Below are 16,076 nucleotides of genomic sequence, written 5' to 3'. Positions count from 1 at the left end.
AACCTTTTTTTCTAAAAGCAACAAACTTTACAAAAAGAGCCTTTATCATTCCTCAGGTCGCGGCCCTGCGTCAATTCCCCTGCTTTCAACTGTCATAATCGGCCTTACAGTTACATCTCCGTTCACACGAATTTGACACGATAACCGCAAATGATCCTCAACGCCCTTTTCAGCGAATGCATTTTTTTCTACGTTCGATAGATCCTCAAACTCACCATCAAGAATTTCTACACGGCACGTTGTACATTTTGCTTTCCCGCCGCATCTGTGCAGAATATCAACTCCATTATCTTCAAGTGCTAATACAAGCTTTCTTCCTTTTTCAACCTCAAATGATCCTTTTCCCGGAACATGTACAGTCGGCATTAAATCTCCTCCTTATGGATAGTAACATCCTGACCTCTTATCGTTATTTCTAATCAGCTTTCAGGGAATGATTATTTCTTTCTCGAAACAATTTTCCGATACTCAAGAGGGGCAACACCCTCTATTCGTTTGAAGATTTTTGTAAAATACGTAGCGTCTAAGATACCCACTTCCTTAGCAATTGATGATATTTTGTGATCTGTCGTTGACATCAACTTCTTTGCCTGCTCCATCCGGTATTGATTTAAATATTGGATAGGTGTCACCCCCATTGTTTTTTGCATGCATCGGGTAATGTAATCCGGATGAAAGTGGAGCACCTTTGCAAAGTCCACCATTTTAATGTCTTCCTGATAATGCTTTCTTAAAAAACGCAGCGTTTCCTCCACTACTTTTTCAGCAGCATTCGGAATTTGCAGAGACTCTTTTTGCAGCTGCAATATCAGTTCTTCAAAGTAAATCTGCTGTCTTAATGGAAAATCAGGAGTCTGATGATTCATGCTCACAAGATTTTCAAAAATCTTTTCTACAAAGTCCTTATGTATGCATTCCCCAAAAGCAGGAATTTTAAAATAAAATTTGGAAGGAATAACAAAATCTCCGTCCAAAACTTGTACATCAGACCAGTTTTCATTGCCGTTTTCATGCAGCGCAAATCCATCTTCCATTATAAAATGTGTCCAATAGACCCGCGTATCCTCTCTGCAGCTTTTGTGGCCAAAGTGCTCAAATCCCGGTATTAGAAGTAGATATTGTCCTTCACTAATCGTAAAAGGCTGGCCATTTTCAGTCATATACAGCTCACCTGATTGAACATACAATAAATCAAACACTGAAAAAATCCGTTTAGAGTGTTTTGAGCCTTTTTTAAAAATAGCATCTCCTCCTTTCACAAAAGTAGGAAAAGGCGGAATGCCAAAACCGATATATGTCATCTTACTCTCCCTTTACCCGAGGTCGTATAATTCCAAAAATGATCGAAATCATCTCTTTTTATTATATAAGATACTCTGTAAACTAGTAATGATTTTATAAGTGTTTTTCAAAAGGGGATGTCTGGCTTGTCTGAAAATATCAAAGATCGAAAATTGACATTATTCGCACTAACCTGGCCTATTTTCATAGAATTATTTTTACATATGCTGATGGGAAACGCTGATACTCTTATGCTCAGCCAATACTCCGATAATTCCGTTGCTGCTGTCGGAGTTGCTAATCAGATCCTAAATGTACTGATTGTAATGTTTGGATTTATTGCCACCGGGACCATCGTTCTGATTACACAAAATGTAGGTGCAAATGACCGCAAAAGCGCTCTTGAGATTGCTCAAGTTTCTATCGCAGCCAATCTGATTCTCGGGATCGTGATTGGACTGATTGTGATTATGTTCAGCGAACCCTTGCTAAATATGATGAATCTGCCTCATTCACTCCAGCCAGAGGCAAATATTTACCTTCGCCTAGTTGGCGGATTTTGCTTCAGCCAGGCATTGATAATGACGATTGGGTCCGTTTTAAAAAGCTACGGCTTTACAAAGGATACGATGTATATCACAATCGGCATGAATATCCTGAATGTCATCGGGAATTATATCTTTATTTATGGACCTTTCGGGCTGCCGGTGCTCGGTGTTGAAGGAGTCGCTATTTCAACCGTTGTGTCCAGATTCATCGGACTGATAGCCATTTCTTATCTTCTCGTAAAAAGAATTTCTTTTGAAACAAAATTGCGTTATGTTTTTCAGCTGCCATTCTCACACCTTAAAAACTTGCTGAAAATTGGTGTTCCTTCAGCAGGTGAGCACTTATCTTATAATGGTTCACAGATTGTCATTACCATTTTTATTACGATGCTTGGTGCTGAAGCATTAACAACAAAAGTGTATACCCAAAACTTAATGATGTTCATTTTTCTATTCAGTTTAGCCATCAGTCAGGGCAATCAAATCCTCATCGGACAAATGTCAGGCGCCAGAGACTATGACAGTGCCTATAAACGATGCATTCAAACACTTTATTGGGCAATTGGAATGTCTACTGTAATTGCCATTCTATTCTGGATTTTCACAGATTCCTTATTCAGAATTTTTACAAGCAATCAGGAAATATTGCAGATTGGAGCTACGCTGCTTTTGCTGACGATCATCCTTGAACCCGGAAGAGCATTTAATCTTGTTATTATAAGCGCTTTAAGAGCTACTGGTGATGTGAAATTCCCTGTGTATATGGGAATTATGTCTATGTGGGGCATCAGTGTTCCACTGGCATACATTTTAGGTATTCATTTTGAGCTTGGACTCGCAGGAATATGGATGGCATTCATTGCCGACGAATGGCTTCGCGGTGTGCTGATGTTAATCCGCTGGCGTTCAAAGGTTTGGGTGAATAAAGGTTTTATTTTACAATCAAAAGCAGTTTCATGAACCTGACTAATTAGTCAGGTTTTTTATGTGAGAAAAAATAACACGAATTGAAAACGCTTCATGTTTAGATAGTTATTAAGGACTATATTTTTTTATTTAAATTTTCAGAAAAATACTTGATTTATGCATAATCATGCCATATGATAATAAACATAACAACAAGTGTTATATTACCTTACATTCTTTTTGATCTATTCCTTTGTTTTGGTCTTATTTGTTTTTTATTTACCATTTTGAAAGAGGGAGCGTGTTTTCATGGATGCTTTAGTATTAATGGACAATTTGTGGGTAATCATAGCAGGGATATTAGTCCTGCTCATGCAGGGAGGATTTATTTTACTGGAAGCAGGATCTACACGAATGAAGAACGCTGGCCATATTGCCGGAAAAACAATCTTTACAATCGGCATTGCCTCTCTTGTCTTCTGGGCTGTCGGTTACGGATTTATTTATGGAGATGGAAATAAATTCATCGGCTTATCAAGTTTCTTTTACGGTGATTCAACACCTGCCGAGGATGGATTAACAACATCTGTTGATTTCTTTTTCCAGCTGGCATTCGCAGCAATAGCGTTAACCATTGCATTTGGCGGCTTTGCTGAACGGGCTAAATTATCTGCCTACGTTATTTTCGCAGTGTTATTCTCCGCACTTGTCTACCCAGTAGTCGCACACTGGATTTGGGGGAGCGGCTGGCTGAAAGATTTCGGCAAACAGGATTTTGCCGGATCTACTGTTGTTCATTTGACAGGGGCAATGGCGGCTTTGGCAGCTACAATCATTTTAAAACCAAGACTCGGAAAATATGGAAAAAACGGAACGATGAATCAGTTATCGGGACATAATCAAGTATATACTGCGCTGGGTGTCTTAATCCTTTGGGTAGGATGGTTCGGATTTAATGCAGGGAGCACATTCGGAGTTGGAGACGGTTTCTTCGGATATGTAGCTTTGAATACTCAGCTTGCTGCAGCTGCAGGGGCTGTAGCGGCGATGATCATTGTTAGAATGATGACCGGAAAAGCAGATATTCCTACAACCTTAAATGGTGCGCTTGCCGGACTTGTCGCGATTACAGCTTCCTGTGCATTTGTTGCTCCTTGGGCAGCGGTTGTCATCGGCATCATTGGCGGAGTCCTTGTCTATTTCAGCATGAAGCTTTTTGATAAATTAAAAATTGATGATCCTATTTTTGCATTATCTGTTCATGGAGCAGCAGGAATTTGGGGAACTTTATCAACAGGATTCTTTGCAACCCCAGAGTTAGCTGAGAGAAATGGCGGATTGGCGGGATTATTCTACGGCGGCGGCTTCACTCAGCTCAGTGTTCAGACACTTGGCATAGTTTCCAGCGCAGCCTATGCATTCATCGTTTCCTACATTATTTTAAAGATCATGAAGCAAGTGATGGGCAGCATCCGCGTAACGGAAGAAGAGGAAATGATGGGCCTTGATATGAGTGAACACGGCAGCTATGGATATCCTGAATCATTTGCTCACCTAAATGAGGAAACCTCAGGCAAGAAAACAACAACAACAGCATAATAGGGTAAAAACTCTTGGCTCCCAACGGATAATCCCGGGTTTGATCTAATCATTGGAAATTATGTACGATATTTTTTCCGGCAGTTTCCAAGATAGCCTGCCCATATTACCATATTTAGAAAAAGCACTGCGGAATTCACCTGCAGTGCTTTTTGCTGTGCAAGCACATGGATTCTTGTGAATTCATAGGAGGTTCCATATAATCGAGGAAAAAAACCAAAAGCCGTTAAGGCTGCTGTCGTAATGACTGGAAGCCAAAGCTTGCTAATAAGCGCTAAAAGAATAAACATGGCTTGATTCAAGATGAACACGAGAATCATTCGATTGTGCCAATAAGAGACCTTTACAGCATAAGAAAACGCTTGAAATCACCCAAGCGTTTTCTAGAGTTACTTCCTATTTCTGATTCTCCATCCATTCAGGCTTTCCAAATCCTTTGAATTTTTCATCGATTGTTTTCTCAAATTCTTCTGATTCGACAACCTCTTTAATATCTTTGGCAAGCTCTGAATTAACATCTTTCGTATTCATCACCACGCGGTTGCGGTGCACATCGTTCATATCTTCAAGTTTGACGGCATCCGCCAGATTCATTTTGGCAGCTAAGGCGAAGTTCCCCGGCACTGCAGATAAATCCGTATCTTCCACCGCTCTTGGTAATTGAGCAGCTTCAACTGGAACAAATTTTAAATTTTGCGGATTATCTGTTACATCTTTTTCCGACACTTGAATGGCCTTTACATTCTCATTCAGCTTTATTAATCCGGCACCCTTCAAGATCTGAAGTGCACGGGCTGCGTTTGTTGGATCATTAGGAATTGCTACAATTGCCCCTTCTTTCACTTCCTCAAGTGATTTCACCTTGTCTGAATAGATTCCCATTGGAGCAGTAGGGACGGTAATGACCTCAGATAAATCAAGTTTACTTTGTTTCGCAAACGTTTCCATGTAGATCTTATGCTGAAAAAGGTTGGCATCAAGTTCACCATTTCCTAAAGCCTGATTTGGCTGAATATAATCATTGAATTGCACCACTTCAACGTCGTATCCCTTTTTTTCAAGGCCCGGCTTAATTGCAAGTTCAACCATGTCTGTGTACGGACCAGCTGAGGATCCAATTTTGATGCTCTTCTTCTCCCCGGAAGTTTCTGCTGCACCACAAGCAGATAATACTCCGATTGCAAGTACGATAAGTGCTAAAAGTGTCTTTTTCATGTCTGTTTCTCCTCCATTTTTCCTGTGAACACAAAAAATTCCTCTTTCATTCAGAAAGAGGAATCGTATGTATCACGACTTATCTTCCAGAATGAATTCATTGTCATTCTGCAGGATTTAGCACCGTTCCATTAAAGGAGGTTGCCGGACTTCACAGGGCCTGTTCCCTCAGTCACTCTTGATAAGCAAACTATTAAATTTAGAATAAAACAATCTTATCTTCTAACCTGTGTTTTTGTCAACTACTATTTCAAGCGGATTAATCGGGTTTTGATTGAAGAAACGCAACCCGCTGAAAATGAACGAATTGTAGCCAAGAAATAATAAAAATGTTAATAGCCATATAAATCCAAGAGCAAAATCTAATAAAATCCGCCTCTTATTTTCCCTTTTGATGACACTTTCAATTCCATCTAGTATTGAACCTATTCCTGATGCAAGAAATAAAAATTTCAAATAGTAAAAATTGAACCCCTTAGTTAGTCCTATTATTAGAATGAAGACCATTAGGATCAGGATCAAATATCTGATCGTGATAAATGGTTTTGTGCTTGGACTTTCCCTTTTTTCAAAAAACACCCCCACTACAGTACACCACCTAATCCATCCTGCCATACAACCAACCCTAAACAATAAATTTGGTTAGCCAAGCCACATAATTCGCTCCTGGAATAAATAAAAGCTGTGCAAGAACCGTCCCTAATAGTCTAGACGTAACCATCATTAATGAAATGCCTTTTAGTCTCGAGTAACTCCCTTTATTATTTACCACATCATCAGCTAATACTGAAATCTTGGGATCTATTAAAATGACAAGAAGGATGGTTGCTATTCCATTAATTAGTCCAGATGCCATTATTGCCGTTGATGATCGGTCAGGCACTAATAAAGCTGCATATAAAGCTGATAAAACCCCTATTGTATAAATAGAAGTGATTATCATATTAAGAATGAAGAGCTTCACTGGAATATTCTTAAGATTAATTGCCATAAAATAACTCATTTTTGGTACATGAATATGCTTTATTCCTCTTTTAATATATTCAAAAGATAATCCTTTTTTTACTAATAACGGGATAGAACCTCTAGCCTCAGATAAGTGAATGATTGCTCTGGAAAACAAGGCTATGAAAGTTGGCAGAAATAGAATACCGAGAAAGGTTCCTGCTGTCGATGAAGCAATTAGGACTCTATATTGATTTTCCACATAAAGAAGAGTATTTTCCTGCGGTGCTAAATCAACAAGACTTCCTGTAAACGGCTGCTGCATCATATTTGCCATTCTTGAAACGATCACCATCAAATTGAACAATGAAAGGGCAGAAGCTATCATTTTCACTCTTGCTCCAGAAAGTCTTACAGCATATGCTAATGTTTCAATACAATGGATTATTAAAATGAACACTGAGATAAATAATACTCTATCTGTGAAGTAATCCAATTTATCAACCTACTCTTAATCGTCATAATTTCAATTATAAACCACAAATCCAGCTATTTCCTTAAAGCATTTTTCTTTATGGAAAAAGCCACCTGTTGAGCAAGAAACATGATCGTTCATAAAAAAAGGCAAAATACCTCCTCCCCACCATAAGAATCCCCAGTTTCTACAAAACCAAAGCTCTTATATAATTCCTTTGCGTTATGATTATCTTTATAAACCGTTAAACGAATTTCTTTGCATTGAGTAAATCTATTGTTTATCCACTTCACAATCTCTGCAAGTGCAGCCTTGCCATATCCTTTTCCTTGATGCTTTTCATCAATAATAAATCCATTTATCCAAAACATGTTACTGGTCTTTTCTTCATAAGCATGCATGACGAAACCAACTATTTGTTCCTGGTCATATATAGCAAATGGAAGATATTCTACATTTTCACCGTCTGGTTTTATGTAAACCTTAGCAAGAGACACGGCAACTGTTGGAACAAAATTACTTTGATTTTCTTTTACTTTTAGATTTAAAGCCTTCTCCCAATTTTCTCTGGTAACAAGTTTTAGCTGTACTTTCATAATTTTTTACCTCTGATAAAAGATTTTAGTAGCTTCTCACCACTTAAATATTTCTTCAAAAAAATAAGATTCCCTTCTTTGGCTGATCTCTCCTGAAAACCGCACGGTAAATGTGGCCTGCTGCTTTTACTGGAGCACGTGCATGAAGCGGGTATTCATTTATTGTTTTCATCGCTTTGTCATAGTTCCCTTCGGCTTCTGCAGCAAGATGTTCCCATACTCGAATAAACTCTGAAGTTACTTGCCTCTGCTTTAAGTCTCGCTCATGATAGTGATAACGTGACATAACATCCATCGGCAAATAGATACGATCTCGTCCAAGATCTTCTCCTGCATCTCGCGGGATATTGGTCAGCTGCATTCCAAGCCGAGTGCAGCAAAAAGAGCCTGGCATGATCCGCTAGACTCTAATTCATTACTTAACAGCTATTGAAAAACTTAAGACTTCATCCTCCCATATCAGGTTTCCTTTCATGACTTGGGCTTTAAGACCATAAGGAATGACCAATTTATTATCAACCAGTCCAATTTTCTTAACCTTTGCTCCTTCTAAATAGAAAAACTCATAGGAGGGCTCTTCAATCCGGTTAGTAATTTCAAACTCCACTGTGTTTGCATAATAGCTGTCTACTATCTCAAGATTTGCTCCTGCTTCCGGGAGTTTATATGGTGCACGGTCAGCCTGGCATTCCTTCTCTTCCTGTTTACAATGCACAGGGCTGATGTTTTTTATAGATGATTCATTCCAGATTAAGGTCAGTCCCGGAGGCAGGTTTTTATCGATTGCATCTGCTTCATTTAGATTGGCATCTTGGTTTGGGAAAAACCAAAGAATCGGTGCAGAAATAACCAAAATAAGGAGCAGAACTGAAACAGCGCTCCATAATTTATTGGTTTTGCGAGTATGTTCGTTTTGGAATATGAAAACTTCATCACCAATGAAAAACAGGAATCCCGCTACAAATGTTAAAATAACGAAAAAAAACAATATTTTAAATAAAAGGATGCCAATAATTACTGAAGATCCAATATGGATTACGAAGTTTATCGCCATTCGGCTATCTTCCATGTCGCGTACAATGAAGTAAGCTAAAATGCTTACAGGTAGACCTAGCATAAAGATAAATATACTAATAAATATAAAGAGGGAGGTCAATTCACTAAATAACCCATGGAAGGTATTAGATTGCACAAGGACTGATATAAAAAAAATGATATTAATGAATAAAGAGACAGCTGCAGCAATCAATAGTTTTCTTAAAAGCATAATATCCACCTCAAAATTAATTCTAGCATATTAAGATAGAAAATTATGGATAACTATTTAAAAAGCCAGCCTGAATGGCTGACTCTTATGACTCTTCAATATTAATCCTGTATTTTTCAAACCAGACATGAATTTGTGCAAGATGGGCTAAAAGCTGCGGGCCTGTCATTAGCTGACCGTACCATGGCACCTGAAAAGCATTGCCTTCTGATTCGATAATGTCGATTAATGCATTTTTATCAAAGAAAACGTGCAGGGCTGAATCTTGATTTTTCGTCAATGATTGAAGCCATGACTTAACGGCTTTCGTATAGTGTGGATGATGCGTTTTTGGATATGGGCTTTTTTTGCGGTACAGTACCTCCTCAGGAAGCACACCTTCTAGTGCTCTACGCAGGATTCCTTTTTCCCGGTTTCCATGCATTTTCATATCCCATGGAATATTCCAGACATACTCGACAAGTCTGTGATCGGCAAACGGGACTCGAACCTCAAGACTTGCCCCCATACTCATGCGGTCTTTACGGTCAAGCAGGGTGGTCATAAACCAAAGAATATTGAGATAGAAAAGCTGGCGCCTCTTTGATTCTATTTCAGACTCGCCATCCAGCAAAGGGGTCTCTTTCAAGGTTTCTTGGTATCTCATTTTCACGTATTCTTTTAAATTCAGCTTATGTTGCCAATCAGATCTCAGCAGACTCATTCTGGCATCTGTTGAGCGCATCCACGGAAACGCATCATCTGACAAATCCTGTGGACGGTGAAACCATGGATATCCTCCAAATATTTCATCTGCACATTCTCCAGAGAGCCCAACGACAAAGTCATTTTTAATTTCCTTGCAGAACCATAAAAGAGAAGAATCAATATCCGCCATTCCAGGCAGGTCCCTGACCTCAACAGCTTCAGTCAAGTAATCGACCAGCTGCTGCTGCGTGATTATGGAGCTATGATGAACCGTTTGAAAGGTGTCCGTCATTTTCTGAATCCACATACCATCTGAATTCGGCTGAAACTCATTCGCTTTAAAAAACTTATCATTATCTTCATAATCAATCGAAAACGTATGCAGGGGACCTTTTCCCTCTTTCTCAAAAGCCTTGGCAGCGATAGCGGTTATCGCACTCGAATCAAGGCCTCCTGACAGAAAAGTACAAACTGGTACATCTGATACAAGCTGCCGTGTCACTGCGTCTTTCACTAAAAATCCGACACGATCCACAGTTTCGTCAAAAGAGTCTAGATGATGCTGGCTTTTCACGTTCCAATATCTCCATACTTTCAGTCCTTCTTTTGAAAAAGTCATGGCATGAGCAGGACGCAGTTCATTTATTCCTTTAAATACTCCAACTCCGGGAGTTCTTGAAGGTCCGAGTCCAAAGACTTCGCTTAAACCTTCCCGATCAAGCACTGCCTTTTGATCAGGATGTGCAAGGATTGCCTTCAATTCAGATCCAAATAGAAGAGAGGCTTGTTGCTCTGAATAAAAAAGCGGCTTTACACCCAGCCGATCTCTGGCAATGAATAGTTTTTCCTGTTCAGAATCCCATACGGCAAAAGCAAAAATTCCGTTTAGATGATGAACACACTCTTCTCCCCACTCCATATAAGAAGTGAGCAGCACCTCTGTATCAGAATGTCCTGCAAAAGTATATCCGCGCTTCAATAATTCGACCCGTATATCTTCTGTGTTATAGAGCTCCCCGTTATAGCAAATCGTAAACAAATTTTCTGCCTTTTTACGGGTCATCGGCTGTCTTCCGCCCGCGGGATCGACAACTACGAGACGTTTATGGCCAAAAAGGATGTGCTGCTCGCCCCAAATATTTGTATCATCGGGACCTCTTTTAGATAAACATTCTGCCATATTCGACATCATCTTTTTTTCTTGCCGCAAATCTTTCTTGTAATGGACCCAGCCAGTTATTCCACACATCGTCTACCATCTCCCCAATTTAAACAGCCTGATTTTCACTCAGACAGTAAAAGATGTACCTATCCTATGCTTAACATATGAAGTGTTGATTTGTCCTTATCACGTTTTATTTGCATAAACTTCCTCTCATTTGGCAAAAACGAACAGTAACGATGCTAATAAGGAGGCCTTTGTCATGCTTTCAAAAGAAAGACACCATCTGCTCGAACGTCAGGAACGTGCTCATGTGACTGGCATGATTGAAATAGGTGAAGATAACGAAATTTTATTTTATGATGATATTAATGAAGACGTTTCTCTCTTGCAATTACATCAAAACGAACGCATTGAGATTCTTCTGCATGGCAGCTGGTATGACGGAACCTATCTTACAGAAGGTCAGATTTTAATTCCTATGGGCAGTCATCAGCTAAAAACCGAAGATACACTCCGTATTAAGAAAAAGGTTCCTTACGCTTTAGAATATATGCTGAAGGAACTAAGTGATGATTCATTTCTCGCCTTTACAGCTAAACTGAACTCTTTCTCATTTTCTATTTATGATTGCATTTATTGCTATAATCAAATGGTTTTTCAAGAGGAGGCAGATGATAAATTAGGAGTTTCTTTCTTTCAATTTGATAATGAAGAGGCAATATGCGGCTTGCAGCATCATTTTTCTAGGGGCAGTAAACAAGAAGACCGGTTTGAATTTACGACTTGTACAGGGAAAAGAGCGCTGCTGACACAAATTCATACGTGATTTATTTATTGATTTATTGAGAAGAATAATGTTTGAAGTCTGGCTAATACTAATTCGGCTGCTGACTCCTTTGGGGATGGCAGCTTTTTTGTTTCAAGTTTACTTTAATTACCTTCTGATTCTATCAAATCATTTGTTGGTAATCTGTAATAGTTCACCTTTCATATACAATTACAAAAGGAACGGTATTTACCAGAAACCTTAATATCTCAACCCTAAATGGAGCTTTTCTAGCTGCCCTTGGCATTTTAATCCCAACACACGATATAAAGCGCACATTTTCATGCTAGGCAGCCTCCCTCAATTCAGAATTTCCAGGCTTATGATCTGAAAAGCAGCTCTTACTCTCCGCTCGACCCGTTTTATCCTCCGGAAACCTGATTTTACTATCCAAAAAGGAGATCTTATTATCCGAGCTTCAAATCTCGGAAAATTCCCCTATAACTAAATAAAAGCCCCTGCGCGAAGCAGGGGCTCATTCAAATTAAAAACCGAGCGGCAAACGGAAGCCAAGCAAAATCACAACAATCACAACAATAATAAATTGAATCCAGAAAATGCGTGTGGGTTTGTTCTTTTTAGAGCGAACAAGAATCATTTCCATCATACCGATGACATAGATGCCAAGAATCGCTTTCCCAATGTACTCTCCGCTAATGACAGCCAAGCTAAGCAGAAGCTGAAGTCCTGAACCGATAATTAACAAGTAAAACAGTCTCAATGTCATGTGTACAATTTTAAATGGTTTTTCTTTCCCCGACTTAAAGAGGGAGTTCGCGACAAAAAATAGAATAAGTGCGACAACCCATGTCGTAATATGTAAGTGTGTTCCCAATGGTAAATCCTCCTCTTTTTCATAAAATCCATCCCTATAGTATCATGAATACCCATAAAAAATGAAATGTAAGCGCACCTACTTGTCTATTGTTTTCTTAAAAAAGGTAGGCTATTGTAGTAGATGAGGAAATCCTATGTTCAAGTATTTCCGGACTTAATCGTATTCGGAGGGGATATTGTGTCAAAATCAGTACAAATCATCAACCTGACTGAAAAATATGGAGCAAACAATTATCACCCGCTGCCAATCGTGATTTCAAAGGCAGAAGGAGTTTGGGTAGAAGATCCGGAAGGCAACAAGTATATGGATATGCTGAGTGCCTATTCTGCTGTAAACCAAGGGCATCGCCATCCTAAAATTATTGCCGCACTGAAGGATCAGGCGGATAAAATTACTTTAACCTCAAGAGCGTTCCACAATGATCAATTAGGCCCGTGGTACGAAAAAGTCTCAAATCTGACTGAAAAAGAAATGGTTCTGCCAATGAACACTGGTGCAGAAGCTGTTGAAACAGCAGTTAAAACTGTGCGCCGCTGGGCATATGATGTAAAAGGTGTACAAGCTGATCAAGCTGAGATCATTGTGTGCGCAGAAAATTTCCACGGCCGTACAATGACAGCGGTCTCAATGAGCTCAAGTGATGAATACAAACATGGATTCGGCCCAATGCTTCCTGGCATTAAAGTAATTCCTTTTGGCGATTTAAACGCATTAAAAGAAGCTATTACACCAAATACGGCTGCATTCATTTTCGAACCGATTCAAGGTGAAGCAGGCATTCACATTCCTGAAGAAGGATTTCTGAAGGCTGCATATGACATCTGTAAAAAAAACAACGTTCTATATGTAGCGGATGAAATCCAAGCAGGACTGGGCCGCTCCGGCAAATGGTTTGCATGTGACTGGGAAGACGTAAAACCGGACATGTATATCCTCGGAAAAGCACTAGGCGGAGGTGTATTCCCAATCTCATGTGTGGCTGCAAATAAAGATATACTAGGCGTTTTTGAGCCAGGCTCACACGGTTCTACTTTTGGCGGGAACCCGCTGGCATGCGCCGTCTCCATAGCTGCATTGGATGTGCTTGTGGATGAAAAGCTGCCAGAACGTTCATTAGAACTCGGAAGCTACATGCAGGACCGCCTGCGAGAAATAGACAATCCAATCATTAAAGAAGTACGCGGCAAAGGCTTATTCATCGGCTTAGAACTGACCGAATCTGCACGCCCATACTGTGAAAAACTGAAAGAAGAAGGATTGCTCTGCAAAGAAACACACGAAACCGTTATCCGCTTTGCACCGCCGCTAGTCATCTCAAAAGAAGATCTTGACTGGGCAATTGAAAAAGTGAAAAAGGTCCTTTCCTAAGACTAATCCCCAGCTGGTCAAACAGCTGGGGATTTATAAATTTACGATAACTGCCATGAAAAACGAAAAGAAAATGACACCGACCCCATGCATGATATATTCTTTCTCTTTCCTGTTATATTTCCACTCCATGACCATTCGGAACAATTGAAGTAAAATAAAAAAAGCGATTAATAAATAAGGTATTAGCACCTGATTAACGATAATAAAGGAAATCAACAAACCGATGAGGATGAGCTCAATCCATTTATGGAAGTTATTTAGGGGACGATATATGGCAAAAAACGGCTGCCTTGAAAGCTTTAATTTACGCCTTATCGTATTTTCTGCAATCGTGAATACGACAACAAGGACCACCAATAAAATTACTTTTTGCTGAAATGTCATCAATCCACCTCCCAAATAACCATATTCAAAATCTTATCTATCCATTCATGATCTGGTAGATCTATTTCTATCGCTGACAATAAAGATAGTCTTTTCAAAGGAATTATCGCATCTCTCAATCTCAGTTTCCTAGCTAATCCAACTCTTATTGCCATCCTCCTTATATAAAAACACACCAGCTAATCACGCTGGCGTGTAATTTTATTCCCCAATCTTATTGGTAAGCGTTCCTAATCCATCAATCGAGATTTCAACGACATCACCAGGCATTAAATATTTGGGCGGCTTAAATCCTTTACCGACTCCAGCAGGTGTCCCAGTTGCAATGATATCTCCCGGCTCAAGTGTCGTGCCTTGAGAGATGGTTGAAATGACTTTTTCAATAGAAAAAATCATGTCTTTCGTATGTCCGTTTTGTCTCACGTCACCATTTACTTTTGTGATCACATTTAGCGCATAAGGATCTTCCATCGCTGATTTATGTACAATATAAGGACCCATTGGACACGATGTATCAAGACTTTTGCCGAGCAAAAACTGCTTATGGCGTGATTGCAGATCTCTGGCGGTTATATCGTTAAGTATTGTATACCCGTATACGTAATCCATGGCTTCCTCTTCGGATATCACTTTTCCTTTTTTTCCGATAATAACGGCGAGTTCTCCTTCATAATCCAGTTCCTTCGTAAGATGCAAATGCGGATCAATCGTTTCTTCATGTCCGATGACTGTCGTCGGAGCTTTAGAAAAGAGCATCACATCTTCAGGGATATCTGCTTCACTGCCAAGCTCCATTGCATGTTCACGATAATTTTTGCCGACACAGAAGATATTCTTCCGCGGATACAGAACAGGCGCAAGCCATTTCACTTCGGAGATGGAATAGAGATACGATTCAGTCTCATCCGATTTTTTCACCCAAAGCTCAAGCTGCTTTAAATGATTGATAAATTTCTCACCCATTTCAATGCACTCAATCATTGATTGGGGAGCTGTAGCCATCTCGAATAACTTTTTCTCTGCCCTTTGAATATCCAGGATTTTATCTTCTTCCATAATCAGTCCGATGAATGTTCGGCCGTGAAGCTGTGCTGTAGCTAATTTCATAGTTTTCCCCCATTTTGCCTTTGATAGAACATTTGACTATTCCTTACTGTTTTTTCTTTAATCTCAATGATTGGAATATGTAAAATATTCGCTAAACAATGACATATTTCCTCTAAAAAAACAGGCGAAGTTTCAATTCCTGCAAATAATCCGCTATACGGCCATGGCCCATCCGTTTCAATTAGCAGCTGCTCAAGAGGAATCTGCTTTGCCAGTTCCTGATCTCTTTCCCGGTAACAGATCTCCGGTGTTACTGAGATTGCGTAATTTCTTTTCACAATTTCAAGAACGGTAGCCTTTTTTGCTTTTAGCCAATGAAAATGATCCTTTTTTACATCATGCCCTTTTAAAAGAGCCAGTGCTTTTTCCGCCTCATCATGAACAGCATGAAGAACAACAGGCAAATCCAGCTCATTTCCAAGCAGCAAAAAGGACTCTAAAATATCGTAAAATTCCTCTTCATGATGATGAATGGAAAGTTTTTCTTTTTCATAATGCGGCAGGCCAATTTCACCAATGGCCGAAAGCAGATTCCTCTCCAATTTTATTAATTTGGACAGTTCTTGCAGTTCAAAAGCTGAAGGAAGCCTTTTTTCAGGGTGATGGCCAATTGCAGCATAAATAAAGTCAGGATATCTCTGTTTGATGGAAAGTATGCGATAGCTTGATTCAAGATCAGTAGAAACAGCAACAACCCCTGTAATTCCAGCTTGTCTCCATCTATCAATTTTTTCATCGATTCGGTCATATTGATCTAGATGCAGATGTGAATCAATCATGCTCACCCTCCCTCTATAAATATTGATATATCAACGGTTTGACCCGTTGGTGGGATGTCAAAAAAATATTTTTCGACAAACACCCTA

The 16,076-nt window shown here is 39.5% G+C and carries 18 protein-coding genes and 1 riboswitch; of the genes, 4 read left to right on the top strand and 14 right to left on the bottom strand.

Going from position 1 to position 16,076, the window contains the following annotated elements; genetic code table 11:
• Positions 1-45 precede the first annotated feature (45 nt).
• Positions 46-366 carry a 2Fe-2S iron-sulfur cluster-binding protein gene (locus CYJ36_RS00090; protein WP_101563631.1) on the bottom strand — a complete coding sequence of 107 codons (321 nt, stop codon included), beginning with the start codon at positions 364-366 and terminating at the stop codon, positions 46-48.
• A gap of 71 nt (positions 367-437) precedes the next feature.
• Positions 438-1,301: a helix-turn-helix domain-containing protein gene (locus tag CYJ36_RS00085; protein WP_101563621.1), complete on the bottom strand. Its 864-nt coding sequence runs from the start codon at positions 1,299-1,301 to the stop codon at positions 438-440.
• Between the two features lie 117 nt (positions 1,302-1,418).
• Here CYJ36_RS00085 and CYJ36_RS00080 point away from each other — a divergent pair, with 117 nt between their 5' ends.
• Positions 1,419-2,789 (top strand): MATE family efflux transporter, encoded by a 1,371-nt coding sequence (locus tag CYJ36_RS00080; protein ID WP_180849965.1) that lies wholly within the window; start codon positions 1,419-1,421, stop codon positions 2,787-2,789.
• Positions 2,790-3,044: 255 nt separating this feature from the next.
• The gene (locus CYJ36_RS00075) at positions 3,045-4,334 is read left to right on the top strand and encodes an ammonium transporter (RefSeq protein WP_101563617.1); all 1,290 of its coding nucleotides are present in this window, start codon (positions 3,045-3,047) and stop codon (positions 4,332-4,334) included.
• 59 nt (positions 4,335-4,393) lie between these two features.
• On the opposite strand, the gene CYJ36_RS00070 is transcribed toward CYJ36_RS00075, so the two are convergent.
• The 8 genes from CYJ36_RS00070 to asnB all read right to left on the bottom strand — a co-directional run bounded on the left by CYJ36_RS00070 (position 4,394) and on the right by asnB (position 10,768).
• Positions 4,394-4,654: a hypothetical protein gene (locus tag CYJ36_RS00070; RefSeq protein WP_219621046.1), complete on the bottom strand. Its 261-nt coding sequence runs from the start codon at positions 4,652-4,654 to the stop codon at positions 4,394-4,396.
• A 76-nt stretch (positions 4,655-4,730) separates the two neighbouring features.
• Positions 4,731-5,549, bottom strand: coding sequence for a MetQ/NlpA family ABC transporter substrate-binding protein (locus CYJ36_RS00065; RefSeq protein WP_101563613.1), 819 nt, complete (start codon positions 5,547-5,549; stop codon positions 4,731-4,733).
• Positions 5,550-5,625: 76 nt separating this feature from the next.
• Positions 5,626-5,737: riboswitch (SAM riboswitch) on the bottom strand.
• 34 nt (positions 5,738-5,771) lie between these two features.
• On the bottom strand, positions 5,772-6,005 hold the full coding sequence (locus CYJ36_RS23340; RefSeq protein ID WP_142382661.1) for a hypothetical protein: 234 nt from the start codon (positions 6,003-6,005) through the stop codon (positions 5,772-5,774).
• A gap of 169 nt (positions 6,006-6,174) precedes the next feature.
• Entirely contained in the window at positions 6,175-6,990 is an 816-nt protein-coding gene (locus CYJ36_RS00055; protein ID WP_101563610.1) for a lipid II flippase Amj family protein, read from the bottom strand.
• Between the two features lie 116 nt (positions 6,991-7,106).
• A complete protein-coding gene (locus tag CYJ36_RS00050; protein WP_101563608.1) occupies positions 7,107-7,565 on the bottom strand; it encodes a GNAT family N-acetyltransferase in 459 nt (152 codons plus the stop codon).
• A gap of 55 nt (positions 7,566-7,620) precedes the next feature.
• Complete coding sequence (locus CYJ36_RS00045) at positions 7,621-7,959, bottom strand: phytoene/squalene synthase family protein (RefSeq protein WP_101563606.1); 339 nt, start codon at positions 7,957-7,959, stop codon at positions 7,621-7,623.
• 21 nt (positions 7,960-7,980) lie between these two features.
• A complete protein-coding gene (locus tag CYJ36_RS00040) occupies positions 7,981-8,832 on the bottom strand; it encodes a hypothetical protein (RefSeq protein ID WP_101563604.1) in 852 nt (283 codons plus the stop codon).
• An 85-nt stretch (positions 8,833-8,917) separates the two neighbouring features.
• On the bottom strand, positions 8,918-10,768 hold the full coding sequence (asnB, locus tag CYJ36_RS00035; protein WP_101563602.1) for an asparagine synthase (glutamine-hydrolyzing): 1,851 nt from the start codon (positions 10,766-10,768) through the stop codon (positions 8,918-8,920).
• 175 nt (positions 10,769-10,943) lie between these two features.
• Here asnB and CYJ36_RS00030 point away from each other — a divergent pair, with 175 nt between their 5' ends.
• The gene (locus tag CYJ36_RS00030) at positions 10,944-11,510 is read left to right on the top strand and encodes a DUF2777 family protein (protein ID WP_101563600.1); all 567 of its coding nucleotides are present in this window, start codon (positions 10,944-10,946) and stop codon (positions 11,508-11,510) included.
• A 484-nt stretch (positions 11,511-11,994) separates the two neighbouring features.
• On the opposite strand, the gene CYJ36_RS00025 is transcribed toward CYJ36_RS00030, so the two are convergent.
• Positions 11,995-12,345 carry a YisL family protein gene (locus tag CYJ36_RS00025; protein ID WP_101563598.1) on the bottom strand — a complete coding sequence of 117 codons (351 nt, stop codon included), beginning with the start codon at positions 12,343-12,345 and terminating at the stop codon, positions 11,995-11,997.
• Between the two features lie 123 nt (positions 12,346-12,468).
• On the opposite strand from CYJ36_RS00025, the gene CYJ36_RS00020 reads away from it, so the two are divergent.
• Complete coding sequence (locus tag CYJ36_RS00020) at positions 12,469-13,716, top strand: ornithine--oxo-acid transaminase (protein WP_101563596.1); 1,248 nt, start codon at positions 12,469-12,471, stop codon at positions 13,714-13,716.
• A 33-nt stretch (positions 13,717-13,749) separates the two neighbouring features.
• On the opposite strand, the gene CYJ36_RS00015 is transcribed toward CYJ36_RS00020, so the two are convergent.
• From CYJ36_RS00015 to CYJ36_RS00005, 3 genes are all read right to left on the bottom strand, one after another.
• Positions 13,750-14,103: a DUF4181 domain-containing protein gene (locus tag CYJ36_RS00015; protein WP_101563593.1), complete on the bottom strand. Its 354-nt coding sequence runs from the start codon at positions 14,101-14,103 to the stop codon at positions 13,750-13,752.
• A gap of 201 nt (positions 14,104-14,304) precedes the next feature.
• Positions 14,305-15,210, bottom strand: a complete 906-nt coding sequence (locus CYJ36_RS00010) for a fumarylacetoacetate hydrolase family protein (RefSeq protein WP_101563592.1) — start codon at positions 15,208-15,210, stop codon at positions 14,305-14,307.
• Entirely contained in the window at positions 15,207-15,989 is a 783-nt protein-coding gene (locus CYJ36_RS00005; RefSeq protein ID WP_101563589.1) for a TatD family hydrolase, read from the bottom strand. Before CYJ36_RS00005 ends, CYJ36_RS00010 begins: the two co-directional genes overlap by 4 nt.
• Positions 15,990-16,076: the final 87 nt, after the last annotated feature.

This window comes from Bacillus sp. UMB0893 (assembly GCF_002858905.1).
Lineage (GTDB): Bacteria > Bacillota > Bacilli > Bacillales > Bacillaceae > Bacillus_P.
Note: the sequence above shows the minus strand (reverse complement) of the source record. Positions and strands in the feature narration are given on the sequence as shown.

Bases quoted from the DNA above. Each gene is read 5' to 3' on its own strand.
- CYJ36_RS00070 (WP_219621046.1), bottom strand. From the start codon at position 4,654: ATGATTCTCGTGTTCATCTTGAATCAAGCCATGTTTATTCTTTTAGCG.
- asnB (WP_101563602.1), bottom strand. From the start codon at position 10,768: ATGTGTGGAATAACTGGCTGGGTCCATTACAAGAAAGATTTGCGGCAA.
- CYJ36_RS00065 (WP_101563613.1), bottom strand. From the start codon at position 5,549: ATGAAAAAGACACTTTTAGCACTTATCGTACTTGCAATCGGAGTATTA.
- CYJ36_RS00020 (WP_101563596.1), top strand. From the start codon at position 12,469: ATGAGGAAATCCTATGTTCAAGTATTTCCGGACTTAATCGTATTCGGA.
- CYJ36_RS00045 (WP_101563606.1), bottom strand. From the start codon at position 7,959: ATGCCAGGCTCTTTTTGCTGCACTCGGCTTGGAATGCAGCTGACCAAT.
- CYJ36_RS00085 (WP_101563621.1), bottom strand. From the start codon at position 1,301: ATGACATATATCGGTTTTGGCATTCCGCCTTTTCCTACTTTTGTGAAA.
- CYJ36_RS00010 (WP_101563592.1), bottom strand. From the start codon at position 15,210: ATGAAATTAGCTACAGCACAGCTTCACGGCCGAACATTCATCGGACTG.
- CYJ36_RS00050 (WP_101563608.1), bottom strand. From the start codon at position 7,565: ATGAAAGTACAGCTAAAACTTGTTACCAGAGAAAATTGGGAGAAGGCT.
- CYJ36_RS00005 (WP_101563589.1), bottom strand. From the start codon at position 15,989: ATGATTGATTCACATCTGCATCTAGATCAATATGACCGAATCGATGAA.
- CYJ36_RS00080 (WP_180849965.1), top strand. From the start codon at position 1,419: ATGTCTGGCTTGTCTGAAAATATCAAAGATCGAAAATTGACATTATTC.
- CYJ36_RS00090 (WP_101563631.1), bottom strand. From the start codon at position 366: ATGCCGACTGTACATGTTCCGGGAAAAGGATCATTTGAGGTTGAAAAA.
- CYJ36_RS00030 (WP_101563600.1), top strand. From the start codon at position 10,944: ATGCTTTCAAAAGAAAGACACCATCTGCTCGAACGTCAGGAACGTGCT.
- CYJ36_RS00015 (WP_101563593.1), bottom strand. From the start codon at position 14,103: ATGACATTTCAGCAAAAAGTAATTTTATTGGTGGTCCTTGTTGTCGTA.
- CYJ36_RS00075 (WP_101563617.1), top strand. From the start codon at position 3,045: ATGGATGCTTTAGTATTAATGGACAATTTGTGGGTAATCATAGCAGGG.
- CYJ36_RS00040 (WP_101563604.1), bottom strand. From the start codon at position 8,832: ATGCTTTTAAGAAAACTATTGATTGCTGCAGCTGTCTCTTTATTCATT.